This is a genomic window from Cronobacter dublinensis subsp. dublinensis LMG 23823 (genome assembly GCF_001277235.1).
Classification (GTDB): Bacteria; Pseudomonadota; Gammaproteobacteria; order Enterobacterales; family Enterobacteriaceae; genus Cronobacter; species Cronobacter dublinensis.
Genome location: NZ_CP012266.1, coordinates 3,481,269 through 3,500,520, shown reverse-complemented (window position 1 = coordinate 3,500,520; position 19,252 = coordinate 3,481,269). Strand labels below are relative to the sequence as shown.

Here is a 19,252-nt window from a genome sequence, read left to right as displayed (position 1 = left end):
AGGATTTTTAAAGGAGAGTTCAGGGGAGGGGAGCTTAAAAGCCGTTCCCCGGCAGCGCCGGGGAAAAGGCATTGAACCGTGCTTCAGAGTCGCGGTTTAGCGACGAGTGATCAGCAGCGCGCCGAGGAAAATGCCCACCGCCGCGCCGATGCCGAGACTGCTCAGCGGACGCTCGCGCACAAATGTGCTGGCGCAGCTCACCGCATCGCGGGCAGCCTGGTTGACCTGACTTCTGCCGTGCATACGGGCGCGGGTTTCGCGCAGCAGCGATTCTGCTTTGCGGCGCGCCACATCGGCTTCGCCTTTGGCATCGCTGCCCCAGGATTTCAGCACGCCTTCCAGCGTATCGGCCAGACGGTTAATATCGTGGTTAATTTCGCTTACGCCATCGTTCACATCGTTACGGGTGTTTCTGTTAAACATAACGTTCTCCCTTTGTGTTTACTTGAGCAAAGTATAGAACAAAATGTGAGCCGCTTCGGCGTGCGGGGCCGTGAGGGGGCGTTTCTGGACTTTTCCGAAAGCCCTGGTAATCCTCCTAATGTAAGGTTTCCCCGCAGTCTGAAGCAGATGAGGAAAATTTATGTATTTACGACCCGATGAGGTGGCGCGCGTCCTGGAGAAAGCAGGGTTTACCATGGATGTGGTGACGCCAAAAACTTATGGTTATCGTCGCGGCGAGAATTATGTCTATGTGAATCGCGAAGCGCGCATGGGGCGTACGGCGCTGGTCATTCACCCGACGCTCAGGGAGCGCAGCCAGTCGCTGGCGGACCCGGCTTCAGAAATGAAAACCTGCGATCATTATCAGCAGTTTCCGCTGTGGCTCGGCGGCGACGCGCAGGAGCACTACGGCATCCCGCTGGGATTTAGCTCCCGCATGGCGCTGGAGCGTTACCTGAACGGATTATTTGGCGAACCGCAGTAATACACCCTTCTCAGGCCTGCGCGCTCACCGGCGCGGCGGCGCTTACCCGGAACAGACGGCGGCAATAATCGAGGAAATACCCGTAGGCCGCCCCCATCATCATCGACACCACAATATTGGAGCTCACCGCGGCGATAATCTGCGGGATATCCGCGCCCACGAACAGCAGAATGGCGGCATAGACCGGCGACTGGAAGGTGATATAGGCAAGCACGTCCGCGATGTTTTTAACGAGGCGGCCTTTACCGAGGCGCGCCGCCATGCGCATGAACGCATCGCGATAAAGCCCGTAAGGCCAGGCGATCACCATATTGACCGGTATCGCGACGAGGCGTGACGAGAGGGATTGTTCGAAGCTCATTCCGGAGACAAATATTTCAATCATCATCCCCACGACGGAGCAATACACTACCATGGCAAAGGTGTCCGCAACGGCGTGACGCAGGCGAGAATGTGGCGAAAACATGGAATCAGGCTCCTGAACCCTCAACAGGGAAAACGGGAAAGGCAAGGGAGATGCTGGCGATATGCCTGGCATTTTGCGCTGATGGTAGAGTATATGGCTGGTTTGTTGCTTTCAATTAGTGATTAATTTTTATTTATCGCCGCTTTGTCAATAAAATCCTCTGGAAATTCAAAAACGTGCGTCGGCTCGCTATTTTTAGCGGAGTCTGTTTATTTTTTGTTTTATTTCAATGGGTTATTTTCAAGGCAAAATTGAGGTGGTTCTACGGCGGCACGGAATGTTTCGCCGCGAATGTTTTAGCGCTGTGTGGAGTTTCAGATAGCGCGTTAAGCAAAAAAGCAGTGGTTTATGCTGTTTTCAGCCGTCAGGGAGTTTCAGCCCGCCTGCGTCCGGCGGCCAAATGTATCCGTTAGATGAATATGATTAGCCCGCCGCAAGACGGCTTTAACCAGAATTCAGCCCACGCAGGCGGCGTTAACGGATAATGACCGCCTGTTTTTTCACGCGTTTTAACAGGAAACATGACTGCAATTACCGACATTTTACATCAGTTTGAACGGGGCGTGCTGGCGCTCACCCGCGCAGAGACGCTGCGTAAAAAACTTCTGCGCTTCTGGTTTGAGTGCCTGATCGATATTCCGCCCGCCGCGCTGTCGGAGGCGCTCCAACCCGAATTGCAGGCGTTACACGCGCATTTTTGTGGCCCGCACGCCCGCCCGCTGCAAGCCTGGCGCGAGGAAGATATGCAGGCGTTGCTCCGGCAGATCCTCGCGTTTTACCACCGGCTCAGCGAACAGGCGTTTACAGACAGTCAGAGCGGCAGAAGCTGATATGACAGGCGGGTAAGCGCAAGCGCACCCGCCATCTCACATAAACGCACCCGCCACCTCATCCCGGAAAAACTCAACACACCCCGAAATCACCGTCTTCTTTATACAGCGCCACATCAGCGGCTTTGAGAGTCACTTTCTCGCCCTGTTCGTCATCCGGGCGCACCGCGACAATCTGGTCGCCATGCACTTCAATGACTTTTAGTTTCGGGCCGCCGAGACGCGGTTGTACGATATCGCCTGCTTCAAACATCATGACCTCCTGATTATTCACATCGTTTCATTAACAGTAGTCACCCGCGCGCACCTTCACAACAGATCGCGGGCGCATTATCGGGAAAGCGGCAAACAAACCGGCTCTGTATAGCCACGTTAGGCCAGGTAAAGTCCTGTATGAAGGGTGGCGTTTTGCGGTTCAGCGACTAAACTCAATAAAATAAGCAACTTACAATGACCTGCAAAAACCACTACAGGAGTAACTATGGGATTCTGGAGAATCGTTTTTACCATTATTCTGCCGCCGCTTGGCGTACTGCTGGGGAAAGGTTTCGGCTGGGCGTTCATCCTCAACATCCTGCTGACGCTGCTGGGTTATATCCCTGGCCTCATCCACGCCTTCTGGGTACAGTCCAAAAACTGACCCCGCGCTCCGTTTTAAGAAAACCCGCTTCGGCGGGTTTTTTGCTTTATGGCGTTCCGCTTTTTACCTGCTCAGGCCAGACTGCGAACCCGCTCACTCTTTCGCCGTTTTGTTGCAATTATTTGCTTATGAAGTGTGCGGGTTTACTCACGCTTAACAATATTTTAGTAAATAGGCTCTTTTAATCGAAATTTTTGCCGATAACAGAGGCGCAGGGAGGAGTATTTCTCTGAATAATTTGAATTATATAGATAAAAAGAGGCCACCATGGGGATCCTGTCAACATTAATAACGGGTCCAGGACGGACATTTTCGGCATCAAGCCCCCGTAGCGGTGTGTATCGCTGTCAGAAATTACCTACATCGTTACGTGACGCGGGCGTGCCGGATAAGCCGGGCATCTTGATGGTATTTGTACCGCCCAATGCGAATTTTCAGGCTGTCAGCCAGGTCTGGCAGCGTTTCGCTACGCCTGAACGCACCGTACTGGTGCTCTCCTCGACCGGCACGCTGTGCCAGCAGGATAAAGCGACGGTTTACTGCGATATGGAGAGCGACCTGGGGAGCTGGCTGCTGCTGCCGAAATCGCTTATCGGCCGCCACGAAGTTCACTCCGTCGACCTGCACACCCGCATTCCTGGCGCGGCGCAGCGCGTTGAGGCGATTTCGCGCGATCTTAGCGCGCTCGACGTGCGTCTGCCGCTCAGTGCCGAGCGCACGTTTGCGCTTATTTACTGTGACGGCCTCGCCGCCTCGGAAGGGTTCCTGATGCAGGCCTGGTATAAATCCGGGCGCTTCCCGTGTCTCGCCGTCGGCGGTGCGGCGGGCGGCAAGCTCGATTTCAGCGGCACCTGGATGAGCGTCAACGGACGCATGATGGATGGCCGCGCGATCGTCATACTGTGTGAAATGGCGCCGGGGAAATCCTTCGCGCCGTTTAAAAGCCAGAACTTCCAGCCGACCGATAAAAGCTGGCTGGTGGCGCAGGCCGATCCGGTCGCCCGTACCGTTACGTCGCTGTTCGACGCGAAGGATCATCAGCAGCCCATTACGTCGTATCTGGCAAGCCAGCTTAACTGCAAACCCGATCAGCTCGGGCAGGCGCTGGAAGGTTATACCTTCGCGGTAAAAGTGGGTGATGATTTCTTTATTCGTTCGGTGGCGCAGATTGAGGCCTCACAGATCCGCTTCTTCTGCGATCTGGAGTTCGGCGATCGGTTATACCTGATGAAAGCGACCGATTTTGTCGCGCATACCGTCCATGACTGGCAGAACTTCACGCGCCGCTACGGCAAACCGGCGGGCATGCTGCTCAACGACTGCGTATTGCGCCGCATGAACAACCTGGCGACGCTGCCGCGCGCGGATTTCTTCCGCCAGATCCCGGCGGCGGGTTTCTCCAGTTTCGGCGAGATCCTTGGTGTGCCTATCAACCAGACGCTCTCCGCGCTGGTGTTTTTCGATAAGCCCAACCAGGCGATGAGCCAGTTCCCGGTGGAATACGCCGCCTATGCCGCGCACTACGCCCAGCGCACGCTGCGCCGTTGGGAGGCGATGCATCGCATGCAGTCGCAGGTGATTGAGCAGGTCATCAGCTACCAGCAGGAGCTGTCGCCGCTGCTCTCCACGCTGCCGCTGCTGGAGCACGCCACGTCGCAGCAGACCGAAACGCTGGATATCGCGCAGGGCAATATCCGCTCTATGAGCAACGCCGCGCGCGACACCCGCGACGCGCAGGACAGGCTGGAACAGGGGCTGAACGATCTGGAGACCATCTCTGAAGGGATAACCAAGATCACCAGCGGTATTCGATCGATAGCCGACCAGACCAACCTGCTGGCGCTCAACGCCGCGGTGGAAGCTGCCCGCGCCGGGGAGTCCGGACGTGGTTTCGCCGTGGTGGCGGGCGAAGTGCGCCGCCTGGCGCATCTTTCCCGCGAGCAGGCGGAGGCGACGGCGCACAGCATCAACGAGTCTGTTGAGACGATCGCGCGCATTCGTCAGGTCACTACGGAAACGGTCAGCGCGACCCAGACCATGGCGGACCGCAGTATCGAAGCCGCGGACCGTATCGCCTCAATGAGCGAGCAGACCAGTGAAGAGCGTGAAAACGTCGCCCAGAGCCTGGGCCGCCTGAAAGTGGTGGCGAAAGGGATGGACGCGATGCAGGAGGCGGTCGCCCAGCTGCGTACGTTGCAGGAGCTGGCGAAGTAATCTTTCCTGCGTCCTGCAAAGGGCAGCGTGTATTTAAAGGCGAGATGGGGTCATTCCCTCTCGCCTTTTTTATTCGCCGGTACCGGAAGCTTTACGCTGCCGTGCGGGTTATTCTTATGGCACACAAGAATCTGCGCTCAACGCCAGTACGGCGGCGCAATCAGGAGATCCCAGGATGGAATATCTCTTTTTCGATGCGTTATATCTTATTGCGGCCATCGCGATGGGGTTTGTGGTCTGCCGCGCAGGCTTATGGATCCGCCAGTGCGTTATCGAGGCCGATATTATGAAAAACGGCATCGCCGCCAATGCCGATATCCTCTCGATCCACCGCGATAATCACCTGCACCGGTATAACGTAAAATGCGTCATGGTCGTGAGATTTAACACCCAGGACGGGCAGGAAGTGCAGTCGCGCCTGGTTCAGGTCATGTCTGTCAGAGAATATAAACGCTTCGCCTCCGGCACTGGCGTGACCATTAAATATGCCGCCCGTCGCCCGGAGCGCATTGTGTTATACGATCGCCCGCTGGTGCTGGGAGAACATTAAAACGGTTGGGGCATTATTTACCATTTACGCGGGGCTTCCCGGGACGAAATATTGCAGGGCATCTCTTGGAGCACCTACGCTGGCGTTAGTTATCAGTTACAGATAATGTCCGCTCGTCAGCGCATCCAGTTCCGCGCAAAGCCTGTCGACCTCATGCTGAATATATTTCCGACGCCGCTTTAACAGAACGCGTGCCGGGACAATGCGCTCAACCAGCGTCGGCTTTCTCGCGACATATTCCATCACCATGAGTTTTACATTTTCCTCTGACCAGCCTTGCATGACGGGCGCTGGGCTATACAGAAGGTTGATCTGCAGGGCTGGCGCGACTTCTTCATCGAGAATAGTCAGAATCTCTTCACGGCTTTTACCGGTTTCTTTTAATACCTGCGCCATCCACCGGTAATCGTAGTCCTGTAATTCTCGTCCGGTAAAAATCTCCGACAGGGCATACCAGACAGGAACCCGGCTCGCGATTTCAGCGTCTGTAAGGTGCATAGGGTTACTCGGCGTGAGAATGGTGTGTGGGTATGGTGGGGGATTTGGTGTGAGGGGGCAAGCGGTAACAGCGACTACGCTGCGCCTGTGTGCCCTGGTTTATTTTTTAAAGGTGATTTATGCAGAGGTGGCGAGAGCTTTACTGATCAAACCGGAGGCATGCGATCTGTGGCATGGAGAGCGCGTAACAACCCGGTCTGGTTATCGTCGTATTCAGTGGGGATTACCTTATCTCGCAATTTATTTAATTCTTGTAAGATCTGGTTCTGAAAATGCTATGAAGCGTATTTTGCAAATTTGCTTGGTGTCACTTGCTGGCCTTGTCTTTGGGCGGGTGTTTTTATCGTAGTACTTGCAGCGCTGGCACGCTTTTTTATTGGGCCAGTATAGAGTGAAGATCAGTAATAAGGCTGACGCGACGGCCAGCGGTACTAGAAAGTGAGGGCTGCAGAGTGATGTTTTCAGCCAGAGTGTGGCGCACAGGCTCGCTGATGGCTCCCGTTCTGCTTTGGTTCACTGACAATCAGCCGAATGCTATTAATATCCCTGAGTTGCGCGAAAAGCTGTTTACCTTTGACGTGGATATTCTGCGAAATGATGTGTGCGATATCAGCCTGAACCTGCAGCTGACGGAGCGCGTGCTGGTCAGCATCGGCGGGGACGTGTCGAGCGTTAAAGCTGTGCCGGAACCTGACGTACCGGAAGAAATGCGGACTGTGAAGCATTGGTGATCTGCAGAGGGGGATGACTGGCTGGCTGTGTTGCTGGCGAGTCTGGAGCCTGCCGCGCAGCCGCAGATGCGGGAACTGGCGCGGAAGCTGCGCCGCAGTCAGTAGCTGAATATCAGGCTGCAGCGAAACTCGGACGGGAGCGGCTACAAGCCGCGCCGGGTAACAGCCCGAGCTAAAAAGGGGCGTATCAAGCGGCAGATGTGTGCATAACTTTGCACCACCAAATGCCTGAAAACCGGCGCTACCGCAGACCCTGCCACTGTGCATTTTGATGGAAAAGTCCAGCGTATTGCCCGGGTACACCATTACGGCCTGCATAATAGCGTCAGCCCTAAAGGGCCAGAGGTCCACTACTCCCAGCGCCGCCTGATGGGCGTGAATGATGAATTAATGGACGCTACAATGAATACATTATTACGCTGGTTAACATAACTAATTTTATGCATATCAGGGTATTATTAGTCCATGAAGGGTTCCAATATCTCACAAAGCTCTGCATCGTCGAGGACAATCCATCTGCAAAATGCAGAAAACTTAGCATCACGTCTAATCATAACTTTAATTTTTTCGATGAGATATAGTTTGCGATCGTTTGGAGTATCATCCTCGTAATATTCAATGATATTTCTGATAAGTTTTTGCGTTGTTTTTGTTATTTGTGAGCGTAGTGCGGCCGATGTTAGCCTTTTATTTATTGTATGATCGCTGTTATACACTTTTTCAAGTAGATCGGCAGTAGTTATAGTTTTATTATCATGAAATAGTGGTTCTACTGTTACTTTCTTAGTTTTTGCTGAAAATCCAGGTAGGAGCTTTATACGATTCCATACAGCTTCGTTGCAGCAATCAAGTAGTTCATCATGCTTTGCTAGTTTTATATTATTGCACCTACCGCAGGATAGATATAAATTATCCCAGTCATAAGATTTTTCGTCATCAATTTTTCTTGAGACGAAATGCTCGATGTTTATATCTAGAGGATCTTTGTTTTCGCAAATGTAACATTTCCCAAAAAAACATTCCTGTAAGGCTTCATGTACGTCAGGGCCGTCATAACGTAATTTACGAGACAGTGAAACTGGAGCAGGGTATGTTCTGTTAACTCTAAACATTATTTCTCCTGGGCATTCTCTTTTTTAAACTTGATGATTTTAAGCTTTGCATAATCTACAAAGGCGCTGGCTTCAGTGTCCATTGATTCTTCCGACGAAGCGAGCGAGTGTATTATATTTAAGGCTGTTTCAATATTATTATTATCTAAGCGCGTTATGATATTTTCTATTTTTTCTAACTTATCAGATAATACAATTGATATTGGGTTGACGCCAAATAACTCTTGTAGGATGACATTATTTGAATAAGACGATACATCAACAATTTGTTGATTGCTGGATAAATCATAGATTACGGCATCAGTCACAGAAGAGACAACAAAGGGTGAATGAGTCGTAACAATAAATTGAATGTTGGGGAAAGAATTGCTAAAAAAACGTAGTATCTGTTTTTGTAAGGAAACATGCAAATGTGCATCTATCTCGTCAATGAAAACAATACCTTCAATACTCTCAGGGGTCAGTTCCCACATTTCTATGCGCATAATCAAATCCGCGTATATTCTTAAAATTGAAGAATATCCAGACGAGAGCGTCTGAAAGGTAAATTTATCTTTCATGTTTTGATGAAGATAAAACTTCCCTTCAGTACTATCAAACCTTAGTTTAAGTTCTGTATCCTCAAATAGACCTTGTAGATCATTTTCTATTTTATTAAACCAATTTTGAATTTTTGTTGCCTTTTCTTCATCTTTATCGAAAGAAATTGCGTAGCTTTGTGATGTTTTCAAACTAATTAAATAGTTTTCAAAAATGTTGTCCCCATCCTTTTCATTAGAAAAATGAGCATTCTCTTCGACTAGAGCAGAAAGTCTTGGCACAAACTGCGGGGCGGTAATTGCTGCTTCTCTAAGAGCTTTGTGGAAACGAAGGAGCGAGCGAGTGTTAGCACTATCTTTTGTAGATGTTGTTATATGGAAGTCATCTAGGGCATGCAGTCTTTTTTTTATTTTTATAACTTCTTGCTCATACCATGAGTAATGAGTACTATCACGGCCTCCCTGTTTTAGATTGTCTTCATAATTTCTAAGCTGTTGCTCAAGATGCTTTTTATTATTATTGTTTGGTTGATCTAGTCCATCTTTTAAAAATTCGTAGATAGAACTTATAAAGCTGGTTTTGCCACTCCCATTACCTCCTGTAATTATAAGATTTTTTCCATTAAGGCTAAGTTCGGCCTTTTTGGCTGTGTATGGGATAGGGATTGAAATTTCGTTTATTGCTGTAAGCATATTTCCTCTTGTGTGGTAGTTGATACAAATCATTCGATGATGAATGTAAACCGAATTGAAATATAGATCATCAAAAAGAGGAGCTTATGAACGCACAACTTACCGAAATCATGCGCCTTATCACTAACTTGATCCGCACCAGCACAGTGTGACCGCGGTGGACCGGGAAACCTGGCTGTGCCGGGTAAGGATTGGCGAGCTTGAAACCAACTGGATTAACTGGCTGACACTGCGGACCGGAGGTGGCCGCACCTGGTGGTGTCCATCACCGGATGAACAGGTGGTCGTGCTGAGCATGGGCGAGAACCTCGAAACCGCCTTTGCGCTGCCTGCCATTTATTCCAATCAATTGTCGCAGCCGTCGGATTCCCTGGACGGCTGCGTAACGGAATACCCGGACGGGGCTGGTTTGAGTATGAGCCTGGCACCGGGCCTGGCACGTCAAAGGCATTAAGTCCATGGTGATCTAGGCGGCAGACAATATCACTCTCAAACCAGTGAGTTTGTGGTGGGCGCTGATAATACACGCATTACAGCGAAGTCTTCATTAATGGCGGAGTCAACGCGAAGCGGCTAATAGTTACGCAGGTCAATAATGACGCGGTGCCGCCGGGCACAGCTGTGGTGGAAGGTCACAAGGCACTGCACCTGCGTGTCCTACTGCATTTAGGCCCAGCAGCGTCCTGTGAGTTTCATGGTAAAAACGCGAACGGGCGCATGGCCTGCCCCAGCGGAGGTATTGCTCACGGTGCTGAACCGGGAAGGTGACGGCATGACAGATGCTGAAATCGCCGCCACAACCAAAACGCTGTCGCCATTTTGCCGCCAAAGCCAAAGAAAAAGGGGCTACGCTTGCGCGTAACCCCTTGTTTTATTTGGTGGAGCTGGCGGGAGTTGAACCCGCGTCTGGTGCTGGTTATTTTATTGATTATAAAGGATAAAAGTATTTTGTGGTTTAATGCGTGTCCTTTGCGTATCCTTTTCAGGCCCAACTAAGATAAGAGGTTCATTTCCATGGAAACATATGAAATAGATGCTGTAGTTAAGAGTCTGAAGAATCAAGCCCGAATTGCAAAATATACAAGTATAGGTCTTATATATACTTTAATCGTGGTTATAAGTTTTCTTTTCTACAATGCATATAAGATAACTGAAAAAGATACACCTGCTGGATTGTTGGGGGGATACATTACTGACATCTTAATCGGTAAAAATACTCCTCCTCAAAGGACTTCCAAAACAGGTGAGGAAAAAACCAGGGATGAAGCAATGAAAGAATTAGATAGTGCTATTAACAATGCTGCTTCCGCTTTAGAAGCTTTTAAAGGTAGTGTAATTACTAACCAGATAGCAAGGGCTATTACCTCTGGAGTTCTTACTTTAACAATTATTTTCATGGGATTATATACAATAAAAATCACTCTTATGTTTATAAGGTATTACGCGCAGTTATCAGCAAGATATGATACTCAGGCTACAGCATTTATGGCTGCAAATGGCGATATAGATAAAACTATAAAATTAATTGAGGTTTTGTCTGCTAATGAAATTAGGATGGGTTCAGCACCAGAATCAATTTATGAAAAGGCTCTTGATACAGTAACAAAAGCCTTGGCAGTGAAAAAAGACTAGGTTTTTTTATTTACTACTTGCTCATTCATTATGTCGTATTCTTTTAAGTACGATCCATAATGTCTAAAGAGCATTTCTGGCCCCTTATGACCCATCTGGCCAGCAAGCCAGAAAAGATTAGCTCCTTGGCTGATGTGCCGAGTAGCAAAGGTGTGCCGCGTTTGATAAGGGTTGCGGTAACGAATCCCCGCTTTTCTTAATGTTGGAACCCAAGCTTTTTTACGTATCGCGTCTGCGCTGGCCCATGGTTTGTTTGTTTTCGGATCCTCAAATATGGTTGCGTCTTTCATGAAGGTGAATGCCTTCTGCGACGCCAGTACCGCCATTGCCTGCTCGTTGAGCTCCACTTTACGTGTACCAGCTTTGGTCTTTGTCCCTTTTATTACGCCCACTACGCTTGCGTTCTGTACGTGAGCCGTTCTTCCGATAAAGTCGATATCGCGCCAGCGCAACGCGCAAAGTTCAGAGCTGCGCAAGCCTGTCTGGATAGCAAACATGAAAAGATTTTCCCACTGCTTATTACCGGCAGAGGATAGGAGGGCATCTATTTCTGCTGGTGAAAGTGGATCGACAATATAGTCGCTGTCAGCAGTCGATTTATCGCTTTGATACCGCGATGCAGTTACCAGTGATACTGGGTTGAGTTGGATCACGCCATCTGTTACAGCCTCATCAAGCGCTGAGCGCAGGAAAGAAAGTTGATTACGAATTGTTTTTAGAGTGGTGGTGCGGCTTTGGATCCATGCTTTCATTGATGCCGGCGTAAGCTCGCTTGCAGGCAATGAATGAAGGGCTGCCAGCGCGCTACGGCATTTTTTATAACCGCCGATAGTTGAAGGTGATAATTTTCGTGTTTCACAAATGCCAATATACTCGTCCAGGTACATCTTGACGGTTTTACCAGCAGCTGCATTTCCGAATATCTTCAGGCGCGCTGATCGCGGGAAGTATTCAGCGTAAACGAACGTCCCGCGCTCAATTTTATTATAAATTTCGCCGAGGATACGCTCGGCGTATTTTAGGTTCTTACTGTTCACCTCAAGATTAGAGAGCGGCTCACGGCACTTAACTCCTTTATAGGTGAAAGTAATATTAATTGTCTCTCCCTGGCTGTGCTTTCTTACGGTCACGCCGCGCGGGAGTTTTGGCAGCTCTGTCTTGCCCATTTAGCAACCTCATTAAGATCAATCCATCTTTCCTTAACGCCTTCCACCTTCAGCACTTGAACGCCTTCACGCCAAACGCCACGTTGCACACGTTTGGTGATGGCATCCGGTGTCTCGCCAGTTTCTTTGCAATAAGTTGAGATGGGAACACAATCGAGGTTCAGCATAATTCCTCCACTAGTACCGGCTGCACCCGGCTATTTCTGGTCAAAAACGCATACATCGCATCTCGTTACTGACATCCATATCCCGGTAGCCTTACTTGCCGCCGCGCTGTCCTTTGGTTGTAGCTACCTTGCTCATGTGAAATGGGGTAAGTCTGTTTAAACAGTTTTATTCACTCCCGTGAAAGGGGGCGGCCATCTGCACTGGCCGCCAGGTAGTTTCTCCATACAACACATAAGAGCACCTGCGGTTAGGAGTGACCCCCGGGTGGATTGGGTTATGAGCCGGTCACCCAGTGATGCTCTTGTGTGTAGCGTAAAATTGAAGCTGTCCAGCGACGCCAAAAGGAGCGTCAAACTAAGCTATCATGTTCCTTGTGGGTACATTATGTACCTAAATGGTACATTGTCAAGGCAAAAAAAAGCCCGCCTAAGCGAGCTTTGATTCAGAAGATAATTTATTTGAAGTAACGTCTTGGTTTACCAGAGAAAATAACGGTGCCAATTATTGAACAGTTACCGTCTATTTTTAGATATTGATCAGGCCAGCTCTTATTTAACGCTTTCAGATATTTTTGCGAACCATCTTCAACAAGACGCTTGAAGGTGGTTTCACCACTTTCGTGCATTAAGGCAATGACATCATCACCGTGAACCGGTACGACTTCAGGATCCACAAAAATCATGTCACCAGGACGGTATTCTTCGATCATCGAGTCACCGATAACACGGAGTATATAAGTCATCGGCCCGCAGGGAACGGGGCAAGGAAACGTCTCTGCTGTGCTCAAATCAACCTCTGAATATCCTATTTCAGTCCATGCGCCAGCTTGTACCCAAGATATTACGGGCACTAATTGGAATTCAACCTCTGTTTTAAAAACGTCTTTCGTGGGCGCAACATTGGTGGTCTGATGCTCTTGGTCAAGCCATCCCATAGGTAGCTGGAAGCATTTTTCAATATGGCGTGCGAGATCATCCCCAATCCGTTTCGAAGGATTGCGGCCGATTATTCGACTTATCTGGGTCGCTTCTCGGTCAAGTATAGTAGCGAATGACTTATTGCCGCCAACGCTATCACGCAGTGTCCGCGCGTTATCCCGCCTGATTTCATCAATGGTTTTCATGCCCAATATTAAACCGTGTGTACCCGTAAGGTACAAGGTTCTTGCGGGTACATCGTTTTCGTGCATAATGTATCTCGGAGGTACACTATGAAAGAATACTGGAACACCCTTTCTGCCACGCAAAAAGCCGAACTGGCTAAAAAAGTTGGAAGCAGTACTGGATATCTCAGGCTCGTTTTTAAGGGGCACAAAAAAGCTGGCTTTCAGCTGTGCCAGAAGCTTGAAGAAGAAACGGCTGGTGCTATCTCGAAAAACGAATTGCGCCCAGACATTTACCCAAACTCACTACTTGCAAGCAACGATAACAGCAGGGCGTGAAAAATCTAACTACCACAGGAAAAGCCAAATGGTAGACAACATCAAAGCAGCAATCAGTGCGATGTGTAAGGCGCACCCCGCCGGCCGCCTCGGGATGGCTGCCGATCTCGGCATGAACATCGACACCTTTCATAACCACATGTACCAGAAATGCGGCAGCCGCTTCTTCACGCTGGCCGAACTTGAGCGCATGGAGGACCTGTCCGGCATATCAATGCTGGCGGAATATGCCGCGGCGCGCGTCGGCAAATTGCTGGTGGACATTCCAAAGCCGGAAAGCATGGACAACGTGGACCTGTTCGCGATCGACATGAAGACCAGCGCGGCGAAAGGCCAACTGGCCCAGGCGCAGATTGAAGCGGCTGAGGATGGGGTAATTGACCGTCATGAACGAAAAAAGCTCTCTGAGCTGTTTCGCAAGACTATTCGCCACCAGTTCCACGGATTCATGGGTTTTATGGCGCTGTATGGGGTTTCAGACCAGGCAGTAGAAGTGTTTATGAGCACCAGAAAAGGTGACGCCCCGAGTGTGCAGCTCGAGGCGTCGGGCGCGTCTTTTCAATAGTGGAGAAACTACGCATGAACAGTTTAACAACACGTTACCGCAGGTCGCAACTTATTGCGCTGCCGGTACCGGGCGGAGCCGGTCCGGTGCAGTACCGGTATGCAGTGAGAGTATCAGGCCACTGTGTGCCCGTCAGCTACCAGCTCGTTCAGCAGATGGTAGGGGAGTTTAACCGTCAGGCGGGGGCTTTCGCGTGCAGGAACTCAACAGACGATACCGCGACTGGCGGGGAACTGAAGTCCACGTCACCGGTTACGACCCCGAAAAACGACAGGTTATCTTCCGGCGCGCGGGTTACCCGCACGACTGCATGCAGCCTGTTGAGCGGTTCCGCGAGAAGTTCAAAAGGGTGGATGCATGAGCGTTAAGTTATCAGCATACGTGTGGGATGGCTGCGCGAGTGCCGGTGTTAAAGGTACGAAGCTGCTGATCCTGGCGCGCCTGGCTGATTTCTCCAGCGATGAAGGTATCAGCTGGCCCAGCGTCGACACTATCGCGCGCCAGATTGGTGCCGGTCGCAGCACCGTTATTACCGCAGTTGGTGAGCTTGAGCGTGACGGATGGCTGACCCGCAAAGAACGCCGTCAGGGCCAGCGCAGCGGTACCAACATCTACACGCTGAACGTGCCGCGCCTGCGACAGGCGGCTGCCGGTGCTTATTCTCAGGGTCCGGATTCTGAACATTCAGAATCCGAAGGTTCAGAAGCTGGACGTCCAGAATCTGAACGTCCGGAAAACCGCAATAACCGGTCTTCTCAGGGTCCAGAATCTGGACACGATCCGTCAGTAACTTCAAAACAAGAACCATCAGATAAACAACCTTCTTGTCAGGTTGCCGGGCAACCCGACGCTGAGCAGCTGATCACCGATAAAGCGATTACTGTGCTGAAGCACCTGAATCTGGTCACCGGCGCGCGTTACCAGAACTCGAAATCCTCACTGGAGAACATCCGGGCCCGGCTGCGCGAAGGTCATTCGGTGGACGACCTGCAGCTCGTTGTCGACTACAAGCACGAGCACTGGCACGACACGGAGATGTACGACTACATGCGCCCGCAAACGCTGTTCGTCCCGAGCAAGCTTGAAGGCTACCTGCTGAGCGCTACCCGCTGGAAAGAGCGCGGACGCCCGTCGCGCCAGCAGTGGAAGCAGCGCAGTGTGCAGCGTGACGACAGCGCATTTAAAGCCAGTTATGCCGGTGTTGATTACAGCCAGGTTCCGGAGGGGTTCAGAGCATGACAAACGAGAAGCTGAAACACGAAGTTTTTGAAGAGCTGGCCTGCCAGCTGGAAAGACAGAATCTGTGGCGCCGCGCCGCGCATGTTTACCTGGCTGCATTCGATGCCTCGAAGAGTAACCGGGACCGCGAACGGCTGGCGAAGAAGCGTACCCAGTGCCTGAAAATGAGCAACCGCGTTGGTTACGTGGAAGGTCGTTGCTATCTGGCCGGTAACTATGTGGGGGAACTGTGATGCACGCGTTGAATGCTTATAACCAGGCGCTGGCGGCGCTGCGCAGCAAACCGGCTCACGAACTTAAGGAAGTCGGCGATCAGTGGCGGACGCCGGACAATATTTTTTGGGGCATCAACGCCATGTTTGGCCCGCTCGTACTGGACCTGTTCTCTGATGGCGAGAACGCCAAATGTGAGGCTTATTACACCGCCGAAGATAACGCACTGACGCAGGACTGGTCCGCGCGTCTGACCGAACTCAACGGAGCCGCGTTCGGCAACCCGCCGTACAGCCGCGCGTCCAGGCACGACGGGGAGTACATCACCGGCATGCGTTACATCATGCAGCGCGCCAGCGAGATGCGGGAAAAAGGCGGGCGGTACGTATTTCTGATTAAGGCGGCCACCAGCGAGGTCTGGTGGCCGGAAGACGCGGATCACGTCGCCTTTATCCGTGGCCGCATCGGTTTCGATCTTCCGTCATGGTTCATCCCTAAAGACGAAAAGCAGATCCCGTCCGGCGCGTTTTTTGCGGGTGCCATTGCAGTATTCGATAAGACCTGGCGTGGCCCGGCAATGAGTTATATCAGCCGCAACGAGCTGGAAGCGCACGGCGACGCGTTCCTTGCACAGATACGCCGTCAGGCTGAACGCCTGCTGATGAGTAACCGCCTGGAACCCGATGAGGATGCAACAGATCCGCATTCAGAAACTGAGCAGCAACTGCAGGCTGATGAAAGTGAATTACCGCTGACAGCAGCCGACATCCTGGAACGAAGCGGCGTTGAAGTATGGGCCTGTGCCACCGCGGCGTTCGGCAGCAAAGAGGTGTATGCCTTCCATGAATCACGCTTTGCTCACAGCTGGGCCGCCGATTCTGTGGAAAGCCCGATGCTGGTGACGGTGACCGCAGACGTCATTTCGCGCGCGCAGTCGCTGATTAAAGAGCATCACAACGGTGTGAAACTGCGGGCGTTCATGGACCTCAATGATTTTGTCTTTCAGGACGATGCGGAGCGGAAAGACATGTACGAACGGCTCGCGACAGTCGCTCGCGAAGCTGAAGATCAGCATGGCCTGGCGATGGATGAGGTTCTGCTGGTTGTCGGGGCAATTGACACCACGCACTGGCGGAACATTCGGCAGCTTAGAGCCTCCGTTCGCGAAATGGCTGGCGCGCGGGAGAAAGCGGCATGAATTCCACCTCTGCTTTGACCGCCCGTCAGCAGCAGGTGCTGAATATGCTCGCGGATTTCCAGAGACGAAACGGTTACCCACCAACGCAAAAAGAAGTGGCCCAGCTAATGGGGGCTGCTTCACCCAACGCTGCGACCGATATGCTGCGTAAGCTGGAGAAGAAGGGAGCTATATCGGTATCAAGGGGCGTCGCCCGCGGCATCATCATCAACGGCATCGCCAAAGAGGATGAGGCCGTTTCGCTGCTGCGCGCCATGGTTGAACGTGAATCTGATGCACGTGAACGGGCAATTTCTTTCCTGCATAAAATGGAGAGCGAGCAGTGCAAATAACCTTTCTGTCCAGCCTCAGTAACACCGAAGCCATTATGCTCCCGGGAAATAACCCTCATATTCCCGTAGGCACAAAAGCGTGTTTAAAAAGATGTCATTTACTGAATACAGTGCGACGAAACTCTTCAACAGCAGCAGCGACAGGCGGCCAGATTGAAACTTCACTGCCATTAACATCAAAGACTTTTCCGTGGTTCTTTTCGGCGATGTTTTTCATCTGTACGAAATTAATGTCGAAGTTGTCTTCGCCAACCTCTTGTTTAAGTTGTGCTTCAGATACTTTGCGATCCGTCCCATCTGAAAGCTTAAGGAATGCTTTCAGGATCCTGGTGTTCATTTGTTCAGGACGCTTAGCCCAGAGTTTAAGACGACGTGAAACTTTGGAGACTTCCTGCAGTTCGCCCTGCGCGGAGGCGGTGCCTGTAGCAAACATTCTTTCTAACTCCTCAAGAGATACTAAACCCTTAACAATGTTTCTGTGCGCTTCCAGTAATTCCCTGCCGGAGGAAACCTGGAATGCTGCTGCCTCAAGAAAATTTTTAGCCTCTGTGATTTTTTCGGTAATGTCCATTTTAGTTAAATTCCACTCAATATTAGTTGATTTAGTAAATTTAGTCTTTTTAAGTGTTTTTAGCAAGGGGGAATTGTGCACATGAAACTGGTTTTGCCATTCCCTCCCAGCGTTAACAGCTACTGGCGCGCCCCTACTAAGGGGCCGCTAAAAGGCCGTCATCTCGTCAGCGCCGACGGGCGCAAATATCAGAGCAATGCCGCAGCGGCCGTTGTTGAGCAACTGCGGCGCATACCCAGGCCTGTCACCAGCCTGCTGGCGGTGGAGGTGGTGCTTTACCCACCTGACCGGAAACGCCGCGATCTGGATAACTACCTGAAGGCACTTTTCGATGCGCTGACGCTGGCCCATGTCTGGGAGGACGACAGCCAGGTGAAAAAGATGCTGGTGGAGTGGGGGCCGGTAACCAGCAAAGGGAAGGTGGAAATCACGATCAGTAACTTTGGGATAGGTACAGTATGAGGGCGCTGTTAACACCGGAAATCGCGCGCGGCATGGGTATCGTTTTGCTGCGCCCTGGCCCGGAACTGATGCCCATATTTGCAAACGGGCGCGTGCTGGTGGAGGTGCAGCCAGAAAGCATGGCACGGTTCCCGAGCGGCGCGGTGCCGCCAGCGCACCAGCCGCTGGTTGACGACGAGGGGCTGAAAATCTTCTTTACTGATGAGCGAGTAATCCGGGCTGCTGGTGGCGTCAATGCGCTGGAGCACTGGCTGATGAAGCAGCAGGGCGGCTGCCAGTGGCCGCATAGTGAGTACCATCACCATGAGATGACCACGATGCGGCATGAACCCGGCGCGCTGCGTCTGTGCTGGCACTGTGATAATCAGCTGGCCGAACATTTTACTGAGCGCCTGTCAGCAATTGCCCGTTCCAATGTGATAGCCTGGATTATCAGCGTCGCGCGCGGTGCCCTCGCCTTTGACGTTACCCACGAGCTGACTCTGCCGGAGTTATGCTGGTGGGCTGTCAGGATGGATATCACTGATGCGCTGCCGGACAGTGTGGCGCGCCGCGCGCTGCGCCTTCCGCCTTTGCCAGTGCAGGGCGTGTCGCGTGAAAGCGATATGGTTCCGGGACCGTCGGCGGCTGAAATAGTACAGACGAAAGCACAGCGTGCTGGTGCCTTGAAGACGCTAATAAACTGCGACAAGCCGCAGGGACAACAGCCGCGGGTGGTTGCGCTGACAATCGACCCTGAGTCGCCTGAAAGTTACATGCTCCGGCCAAAGCGCCGCCGCTGGGAAAACGAGAAATACACCCGCTGGGTTAAGCAGCAGCCTTGCGCATGCTGCAACCAGCGGGCAGACGATCCCCACCACCTGATCGGCCACGGGCAGGGCGGGATGGGTACCAAAGCCCATGACCTTTTCGTGTTGCCTTTGTGCAGAAGGCATCACGATGAACTTCATCGGGACACCGTGGTATTCGAAGAAAAATATGGCTCACAGCTCGAGCTGATTTTTCGTTTTTTAGACTGCGCGCTCGCGATCGGCGTGCTGTCATAAGTGGAGTGGAGACCACAC

The 19,252-nt window shown here is 51.5% G+C and carries 26 protein-coding genes and 3 pseudogenes; 19 read left to right on the top strand and 10 right to left on the bottom strand.

Annotated elements, in window-relative coordinates:
- Nucleotides 1–96 precede the first annotated feature (96 nt).
- Nucleotides 97–423 carry an ElaB/YgaM/YqjD family protein gene (locus tag AFK67_RS16150; RefSeq protein WP_007730343.1) on the bottom strand — a complete coding sequence of 109 codons (327 nt, stop codon included), beginning with the start codon at nucleotides 421–423 and terminating at the stop codon, nucleotides 97–99.
- Between the two features lie 160 nt (nucleotides 424–583).
- Between AFK67_RS16150 and AFK67_RS16145 the strand changes: the two genes are divergently transcribed.
- Nucleotides 584–928: a DUF2002 family protein gene (locus AFK67_RS16145; protein WP_004386457.1), complete on the top strand. Its 345-nt coding sequence runs from the start codon at nucleotides 584–586 to the stop codon at nucleotides 926–928.
- 10 nt (nucleotides 929–938) lie between these two features.
- Here the strand turns inward: AFK67_RS16145 and AFK67_RS16140 are convergent, their stop codons facing one another.
- On the bottom strand, nucleotides 939–1,394 hold the full coding sequence (locus tag AFK67_RS16140; RefSeq protein WP_007730339.1) for an L-alanine exporter AlaE: 456 nt from the start codon (nucleotides 1,392–1,394) through the stop codon (nucleotides 939–941).
- A gap of 521 nt (nucleotides 1,395–1,915) precedes the next feature.
- Between AFK67_RS16140 and AFK67_RS16135 the strand changes: the two genes are divergently transcribed.
- The gene (locus tag AFK67_RS16135; protein ID WP_007730334.1) at nucleotides 1,916–2,224 is read left to right on the top strand and encodes a hypothetical protein; all 309 of its coding nucleotides are present in this window, start codon (nucleotides 1,916–1,918) and stop codon (nucleotides 2,222–2,224) included.
- Nucleotides 2,225–2,297: 73 nt separating this feature from the next.
- Here AFK67_RS16135 and AFK67_RS16130 read toward each other — a convergent pair whose 3' ends face one another.
- A complete protein-coding gene (locus AFK67_RS16130; protein WP_032967589.1) occupies nucleotides 2,298–2,477 on the bottom strand; it encodes a GDFGVC terminal motif YodC-like protein in 180 nt (59 codons plus the stop codon).
- Between the two features lie 228 nt (nucleotides 2,478–2,705).
- Between AFK67_RS16130 and AFK67_RS22225 the strand changes: the two genes are divergently transcribed.
- The 3 genes from AFK67_RS22225 (at nucleotide 2,706) to AFK67_RS16120 (ending at nucleotide 5,628) form a co-directional block, all read left to right on the top strand.
- Entirely contained in the window at nucleotides 2,706–2,864 is a 159-nt protein-coding gene (locus tag AFK67_RS22225; RefSeq protein WP_007730328.1) for a YqaE/Pmp3 family membrane protein, read from the top strand.
- A 336-nt stretch (nucleotides 2,865–3,200) separates the two neighbouring features.
- Complete coding sequence (locus tag AFK67_RS16125) at nucleotides 3,201–5,078, top strand: methyl-accepting chemotaxis protein (RefSeq protein WP_007730325.1); 1,878 nt, start codon at nucleotides 3,201–3,203, stop codon at nucleotides 5,076–5,078.
- Nucleotides 5,079–5,253: 175 nt separating this feature from the next.
- Nucleotides 5,254–5,628 carry a DUF3592 domain-containing protein gene (locus AFK67_RS16120; protein WP_007730322.1) on the top strand — a complete coding sequence of 125 codons (375 nt, stop codon included), beginning with the start codon at nucleotides 5,254–5,256 and terminating at the stop codon, nucleotides 5,626–5,628.
- 96 nt (nucleotides 5,629–5,724) lie between these two features.
- On the opposite strand, the gene AFK67_RS16115 is transcribed toward AFK67_RS16120, so the two are convergent.
- The gene (locus AFK67_RS16115; RefSeq protein ID WP_007730319.1) at nucleotides 5,725–6,126 is read right to left on the bottom strand and encodes a DUF7079 family protein; all 402 of its coding nucleotides are present in this window, start codon (nucleotides 6,124–6,126) and stop codon (nucleotides 5,725–5,727) included.
- Between the two features lie 488 nt (nucleotides 6,127–6,614).
- On the opposite strand from AFK67_RS16115, the pseudogene AFK67_RS16110 reads away from it, so the two are divergent.
- Nucleotides 6,615–6,857, top strand: a pseudogene (locus tag AFK67_RS16110) (phage tail protein); the annotation flags it as partial.
- 21 nt (nucleotides 6,858–6,878) lie between these two features.
- Nucleotides 6,879–7,289, top strand: a pseudogene (locus AFK67_RS22220) (phage virion morphogenesis protein).
- A 26-nt stretch (nucleotides 7,290–7,315) separates the two neighbouring features.
- Here the strand turns inward: AFK67_RS22220 and AFK67_RS16105 are convergent.
- Both AFK67_RS16105 and AFK67_RS16100 read right to left on the bottom strand, forming a co-directional pair.
- Entirely contained in the window at nucleotides 7,316–7,969 is a 654-nt protein-coding gene (locus AFK67_RS16105; protein ID WP_032967588.1) for an HNH endonuclease, read from the bottom strand.
- Entirely contained in the window at nucleotides 7,969–9,201 is a 1,233-nt protein-coding gene (locus AFK67_RS16100; RefSeq protein WP_007730310.1) for an AAA family ATPase, read from the bottom strand. Before AFK67_RS16100 ends, AFK67_RS16105 begins: the two co-directional genes overlap by 1 nt.
- An 86-nt stretch (nucleotides 9,202–9,287) precedes the next feature.
- On the opposite strand from AFK67_RS16100, the pseudogene AFK67_RS16095 reads away from it, so the two are divergent.
- From AFK67_RS16095 to AFK67_RS16090, 3 genes and pseudogenes are all read left to right on the top strand, one after another.
- Nucleotides 9,288–9,762: pseudogene (locus AFK67_RS16095) on the top strand (phage baseplate assembly protein V); the annotation flags it as partial.
- A gap of 218 nt (nucleotides 9,763–9,980) precedes the next feature.
- Complete coding sequence (locus AFK67_RS23090; RefSeq protein WP_007730306.1) at nucleotides 9,981–10,142, top strand: hypothetical protein; 162 nt, start codon at nucleotides 9,981–9,983, stop codon at nucleotides 10,140–10,142.
- A gap of 73 nt (nucleotides 10,143–10,215) precedes the next feature.
- On the top strand, nucleotides 10,216–10,833 hold the full coding sequence (locus tag AFK67_RS16090) for a hypothetical protein (protein ID WP_032967587.1): 618 nt from the start codon (nucleotides 10,216–10,218) through the stop codon (nucleotides 10,831–10,833).
- Here AFK67_RS16090 and AFK67_RS16085 read toward each other — a convergent pair.
- The 3 genes from AFK67_RS16085 to AFK67_RS16080 all read right to left on the bottom strand — a co-directional run bounded on the left by AFK67_RS16085 (nucleotide 10,830) and on the right by AFK67_RS16080 (nucleotide 13,290).
- Nucleotides 10,830–11,999 (bottom strand): site-specific integrase, encoded by a 1,170-nt coding sequence (locus AFK67_RS16085; protein WP_007730305.1) that lies wholly within the window; start codon nucleotides 11,997–11,999, stop codon nucleotides 10,830–10,832. The genes AFK67_RS16090 and AFK67_RS16085 overlap by 4 nt on opposite strands.
- Nucleotides 11,960–12,166: an excisionase gene (locus AFK67_RS22215; RefSeq protein ID WP_071602770.1), complete on the bottom strand. Its 207-nt coding sequence runs from the start codon at nucleotides 12,164–12,166 to the stop codon at nucleotides 11,960–11,962. Before AFK67_RS22215 ends, AFK67_RS16085 begins: the two co-directional genes overlap by 40 nt.
- 455 nt (nucleotides 12,167–12,621) lie before the next feature.
- On the bottom strand, nucleotides 12,622–13,290 hold the full coding sequence (locus tag AFK67_RS16080) for a LexA family protein (protein WP_032967594.1): 669 nt from the start codon (nucleotides 13,288–13,290) through the stop codon (nucleotides 12,622–12,624).
- An 87-nt stretch (nucleotides 13,291–13,377) separates the two neighbouring features.
- On the opposite strand from AFK67_RS16080, the gene AFK67_RS16075 reads away from it, so the two are divergent.
- The 7 genes from AFK67_RS16075 to AFK67_RS16050 all read left to right on the top strand — a co-directional run bounded on the left by AFK67_RS16075 (nucleotide 13,378) and on the right by AFK67_RS16050 (nucleotide 17,155).
- Complete coding sequence (locus tag AFK67_RS16075) at nucleotides 13,378–13,608, top strand: helix-turn-helix domain-containing protein (RefSeq protein WP_032967586.1); 231 nt, start codon at nucleotides 13,378–13,380, stop codon at nucleotides 13,606–13,608.
- A 28-nt stretch (nucleotides 13,609–13,636) separates the two neighbouring features.
- A complete protein-coding gene (locus tag AFK67_RS16070; RefSeq protein ID WP_007730303.1) occupies nucleotides 13,637–14,173 on the top strand; it encodes a YmfL family putative regulatory protein in 537 nt (178 codons plus the stop codon).
- Nucleotides 14,174–14,366: 193 nt separating this feature from the next.
- The gene (locus tag AFK67_RS22210) at nucleotides 14,367–14,534 is read left to right on the top strand and encodes a DUF4222 domain-containing protein (protein ID WP_015386538.1); all 168 of its coding nucleotides are present in this window, start codon (nucleotides 14,367–14,369) and stop codon (nucleotides 14,532–14,534) included.
- Nucleotides 14,531–15,412 (top strand): conserved phage C-terminal domain-containing protein, encoded by an 882-nt coding sequence (locus AFK67_RS16065; protein WP_007725981.1) that lies wholly within the window; start codon nucleotides 14,531–14,533, stop codon nucleotides 15,410–15,412. The genes AFK67_RS22210 and AFK67_RS16065 overlap by 4 nt, the downstream gene beginning before the upstream one ends.
- Nucleotides 15,409–15,645, top strand: a complete 237-nt coding sequence (locus tag AFK67_RS16060; protein ID WP_007725982.1) for a PerC family transcriptional regulator — start codon at nucleotides 15,409–15,411, stop codon at nucleotides 15,643–15,645. Before AFK67_RS16065 ends, AFK67_RS16060 begins: the two co-directional genes overlap by 4 nt.
- A complete protein-coding gene (locus tag AFK67_RS16055; protein ID WP_007725983.1) occupies nucleotides 15,645–16,823 on the top strand; it encodes a phage N-6-adenine-methyltransferase in 1,179 nt (392 codons plus the stop codon). The genes AFK67_RS16060 and AFK67_RS16055 overlap by 1 nt, the downstream gene beginning before the upstream one ends.
- Nucleotides 16,820–17,155 (top strand): LexA family protein, encoded by a 336-nt coding sequence (locus tag AFK67_RS16050; RefSeq protein WP_007725984.1) that lies wholly within the window; start codon nucleotides 16,820–16,822, stop codon nucleotides 17,153–17,155. Before AFK67_RS16055 ends, AFK67_RS16050 begins: the two co-directional genes overlap by 4 nt.
- 94 nt (nucleotides 17,156–17,249) lie before the next feature.
- Here the strand turns inward: AFK67_RS16050 and AFK67_RS16045 are convergent, their stop codons facing one another.
- A complete protein-coding gene (locus tag AFK67_RS16045; RefSeq protein WP_007725985.1) occupies nucleotides 17,250–17,726 on the bottom strand; it encodes a hypothetical protein in 477 nt (158 codons plus the stop codon).
- Between the two features lie 81 nt (nucleotides 17,727–17,807).
- Here AFK67_RS16045 and AFK67_RS16040 point away from each other — a divergent pair, with 81 nt between their 5' ends.
- Nucleotides 17,808–18,188 carry a RusA family crossover junction endodeoxyribonuclease gene (locus tag AFK67_RS16040; protein ID WP_038884399.1) on the top strand — a complete coding sequence of 127 codons (381 nt, stop codon included), beginning with the start codon at nucleotides 17,808–17,810 and terminating at the stop codon, nucleotides 18,186–18,188.
- Nucleotides 18,185–19,234, top strand: a complete 1,050-nt coding sequence (locus AFK67_RS16035) for a DUF968 domain-containing protein (protein ID WP_038884397.1) — start codon at nucleotides 18,185–18,187, stop codon at nucleotides 19,232–19,234. Before AFK67_RS16040 ends, AFK67_RS16035 begins: the two co-directional genes overlap by 4 nt.
- The last annotated feature ends 18 nt before the right edge of the window (nucleotides 19,235–19,252 follow it).

Bases quoted from the DNA above. Each gene is read 5' to 3' on its own strand.
- AFK67_RS16150 (WP_007730343.1), bottom strand. From the start codon at position 423: ATGTTTAACAGAAACACCCGTAACGATGTGAACGATGGCGTAAGCGAA.
- AFK67_RS16050 (WP_007725984.1), top strand. From the start codon at position 16,820: ATGAATTCCACCTCTGCTTTGACCGCCCGTCAGCAGCAGGTGCTGAAT.
- AFK67_RS23090 (WP_007730306.1), top strand. From the start codon at position 9,981: ATGCTGAAATCGCCGCCACAACCAAAACGCTGTCGCCATTTTGCCGCC.
- AFK67_RS16115 (WP_007730319.1), bottom strand. From the start codon at position 6,126: ATGCACCTTACAGACGCTGAAATCGCGAGCCGGGTTCCTGTCTGGTAT.
- AFK67_RS16120 (WP_007730322.1), top strand. From the start codon at position 5,254: ATGGAATATCTCTTTTTCGATGCGTTATATCTTATTGCGGCCATCGCG.
- AFK67_RS16100 (WP_007730310.1), bottom strand. From the start codon at position 9,201: ATGCTTACAGCAATAAACGAAATTTCAATCCCTATCCCATACACAGCC.
- AFK67_RS16035 (WP_038884397.1), top strand. From the start codon at position 18,185: ATGAGGGCGCTGTTAACACCGGAAATCGCGCGCGGCATGGGTATCGTT.
- AFK67_RS16065 (WP_007725981.1), top strand. From the start codon at position 14,531: ATGAGCGTTAAGTTATCAGCATACGTGTGGGATGGCTGCGCGAGTGCC.
- AFK67_RS16080 (WP_032967594.1), bottom strand. From the start codon at position 13,290: ATGAAAACCATTGATGAAATCAGGCGGGATAACGCGCGGACACTGCGT.
- AFK67_RS16070 (WP_007730303.1), top strand. From the start codon at position 13,637: ATGGTAGACAACATCAAAGCAGCAATCAGTGCGATGTGTAAGGCGCAC.
- AFK67_RS16060 (WP_007725982.1), top strand. From the start codon at position 15,409: ATGACAAACGAGAAGCTGAAACACGAAGTTTTTGAAGAGCTGGCCTGC.
- AFK67_RS16055 (WP_007725983.1), top strand. From the start codon at position 15,645: ATGCACGCGTTGAATGCTTATAACCAGGCGCTGGCGGCGCTGCGCAGC.
- AFK67_RS16085 (WP_007730305.1), bottom strand. From the start codon at position 11,999: ATGGGCAAGACAGAGCTGCCAAAACTCCCGCGCGGCGTGACCGTAAGA.
- AFK67_RS22225 (WP_007730328.1), top strand. From the start codon at position 2,706: ATGGGATTCTGGAGAATCGTTTTTACCATTATTCTGCCGCCGCTTGGC.
- AFK67_RS16045 (WP_007725985.1), bottom strand. From the start codon at position 17,726: ATGGACATTACCGAAAAAATCACAGAGGCTAAAAATTTTCTTGAGGCA.
- AFK67_RS16130 (WP_032967589.1), bottom strand. From the start codon at position 2,477: ATGTTTGAAGCAGGCGATATCGTACAACCGCGTCTCGGCGGCCCGAAA.
- AFK67_RS16135 (WP_007730334.1), top strand. From the start codon at position 1,916: ATGACTGCAATTACCGACATTTTACATCAGTTTGAACGGGGCGTGCTG.
- AFK67_RS16090 (WP_032967587.1), top strand. From the start codon at position 10,216: ATGGAAACATATGAAATAGATGCTGTAGTTAAGAGTCTGAAGAATCAA.
- AFK67_RS16145 (WP_004386457.1), top strand. From the start codon at position 584: ATGTATTTACGACCCGATGAGGTGGCGCGCGTCCTGGAGAAAGCAGGG.
- AFK67_RS16105 (WP_032967588.1), bottom strand. From the start codon at position 7,969: ATGTTTAGAGTTAACAGAACATACCCTGCTCCAGTTTCACTGTCTCGT.
- AFK67_RS22215 (WP_071602770.1), bottom strand. From the start codon at position 12,166: ATGCTGAACCTCGATTGTGTTCCCATCTCAACTTATTGCAAAGAAACT.
- AFK67_RS16140 (WP_007730339.1), bottom strand. From the start codon at position 1,394: ATGTTTTCGCCACATTCTCGCCTGCGTCACGCCGTTGCGGACACCTTT.
- AFK67_RS16040 (WP_038884399.1), top strand. From the start codon at position 17,808: ATGAAACTGGTTTTGCCATTCCCTCCCAGCGTTAACAGCTACTGGCGC.
- AFK67_RS16075 (WP_032967586.1), top strand. From the start codon at position 13,378: ATGAAAGAATACTGGAACACCCTTTCTGCCACGCAAAAAGCCGAACTG.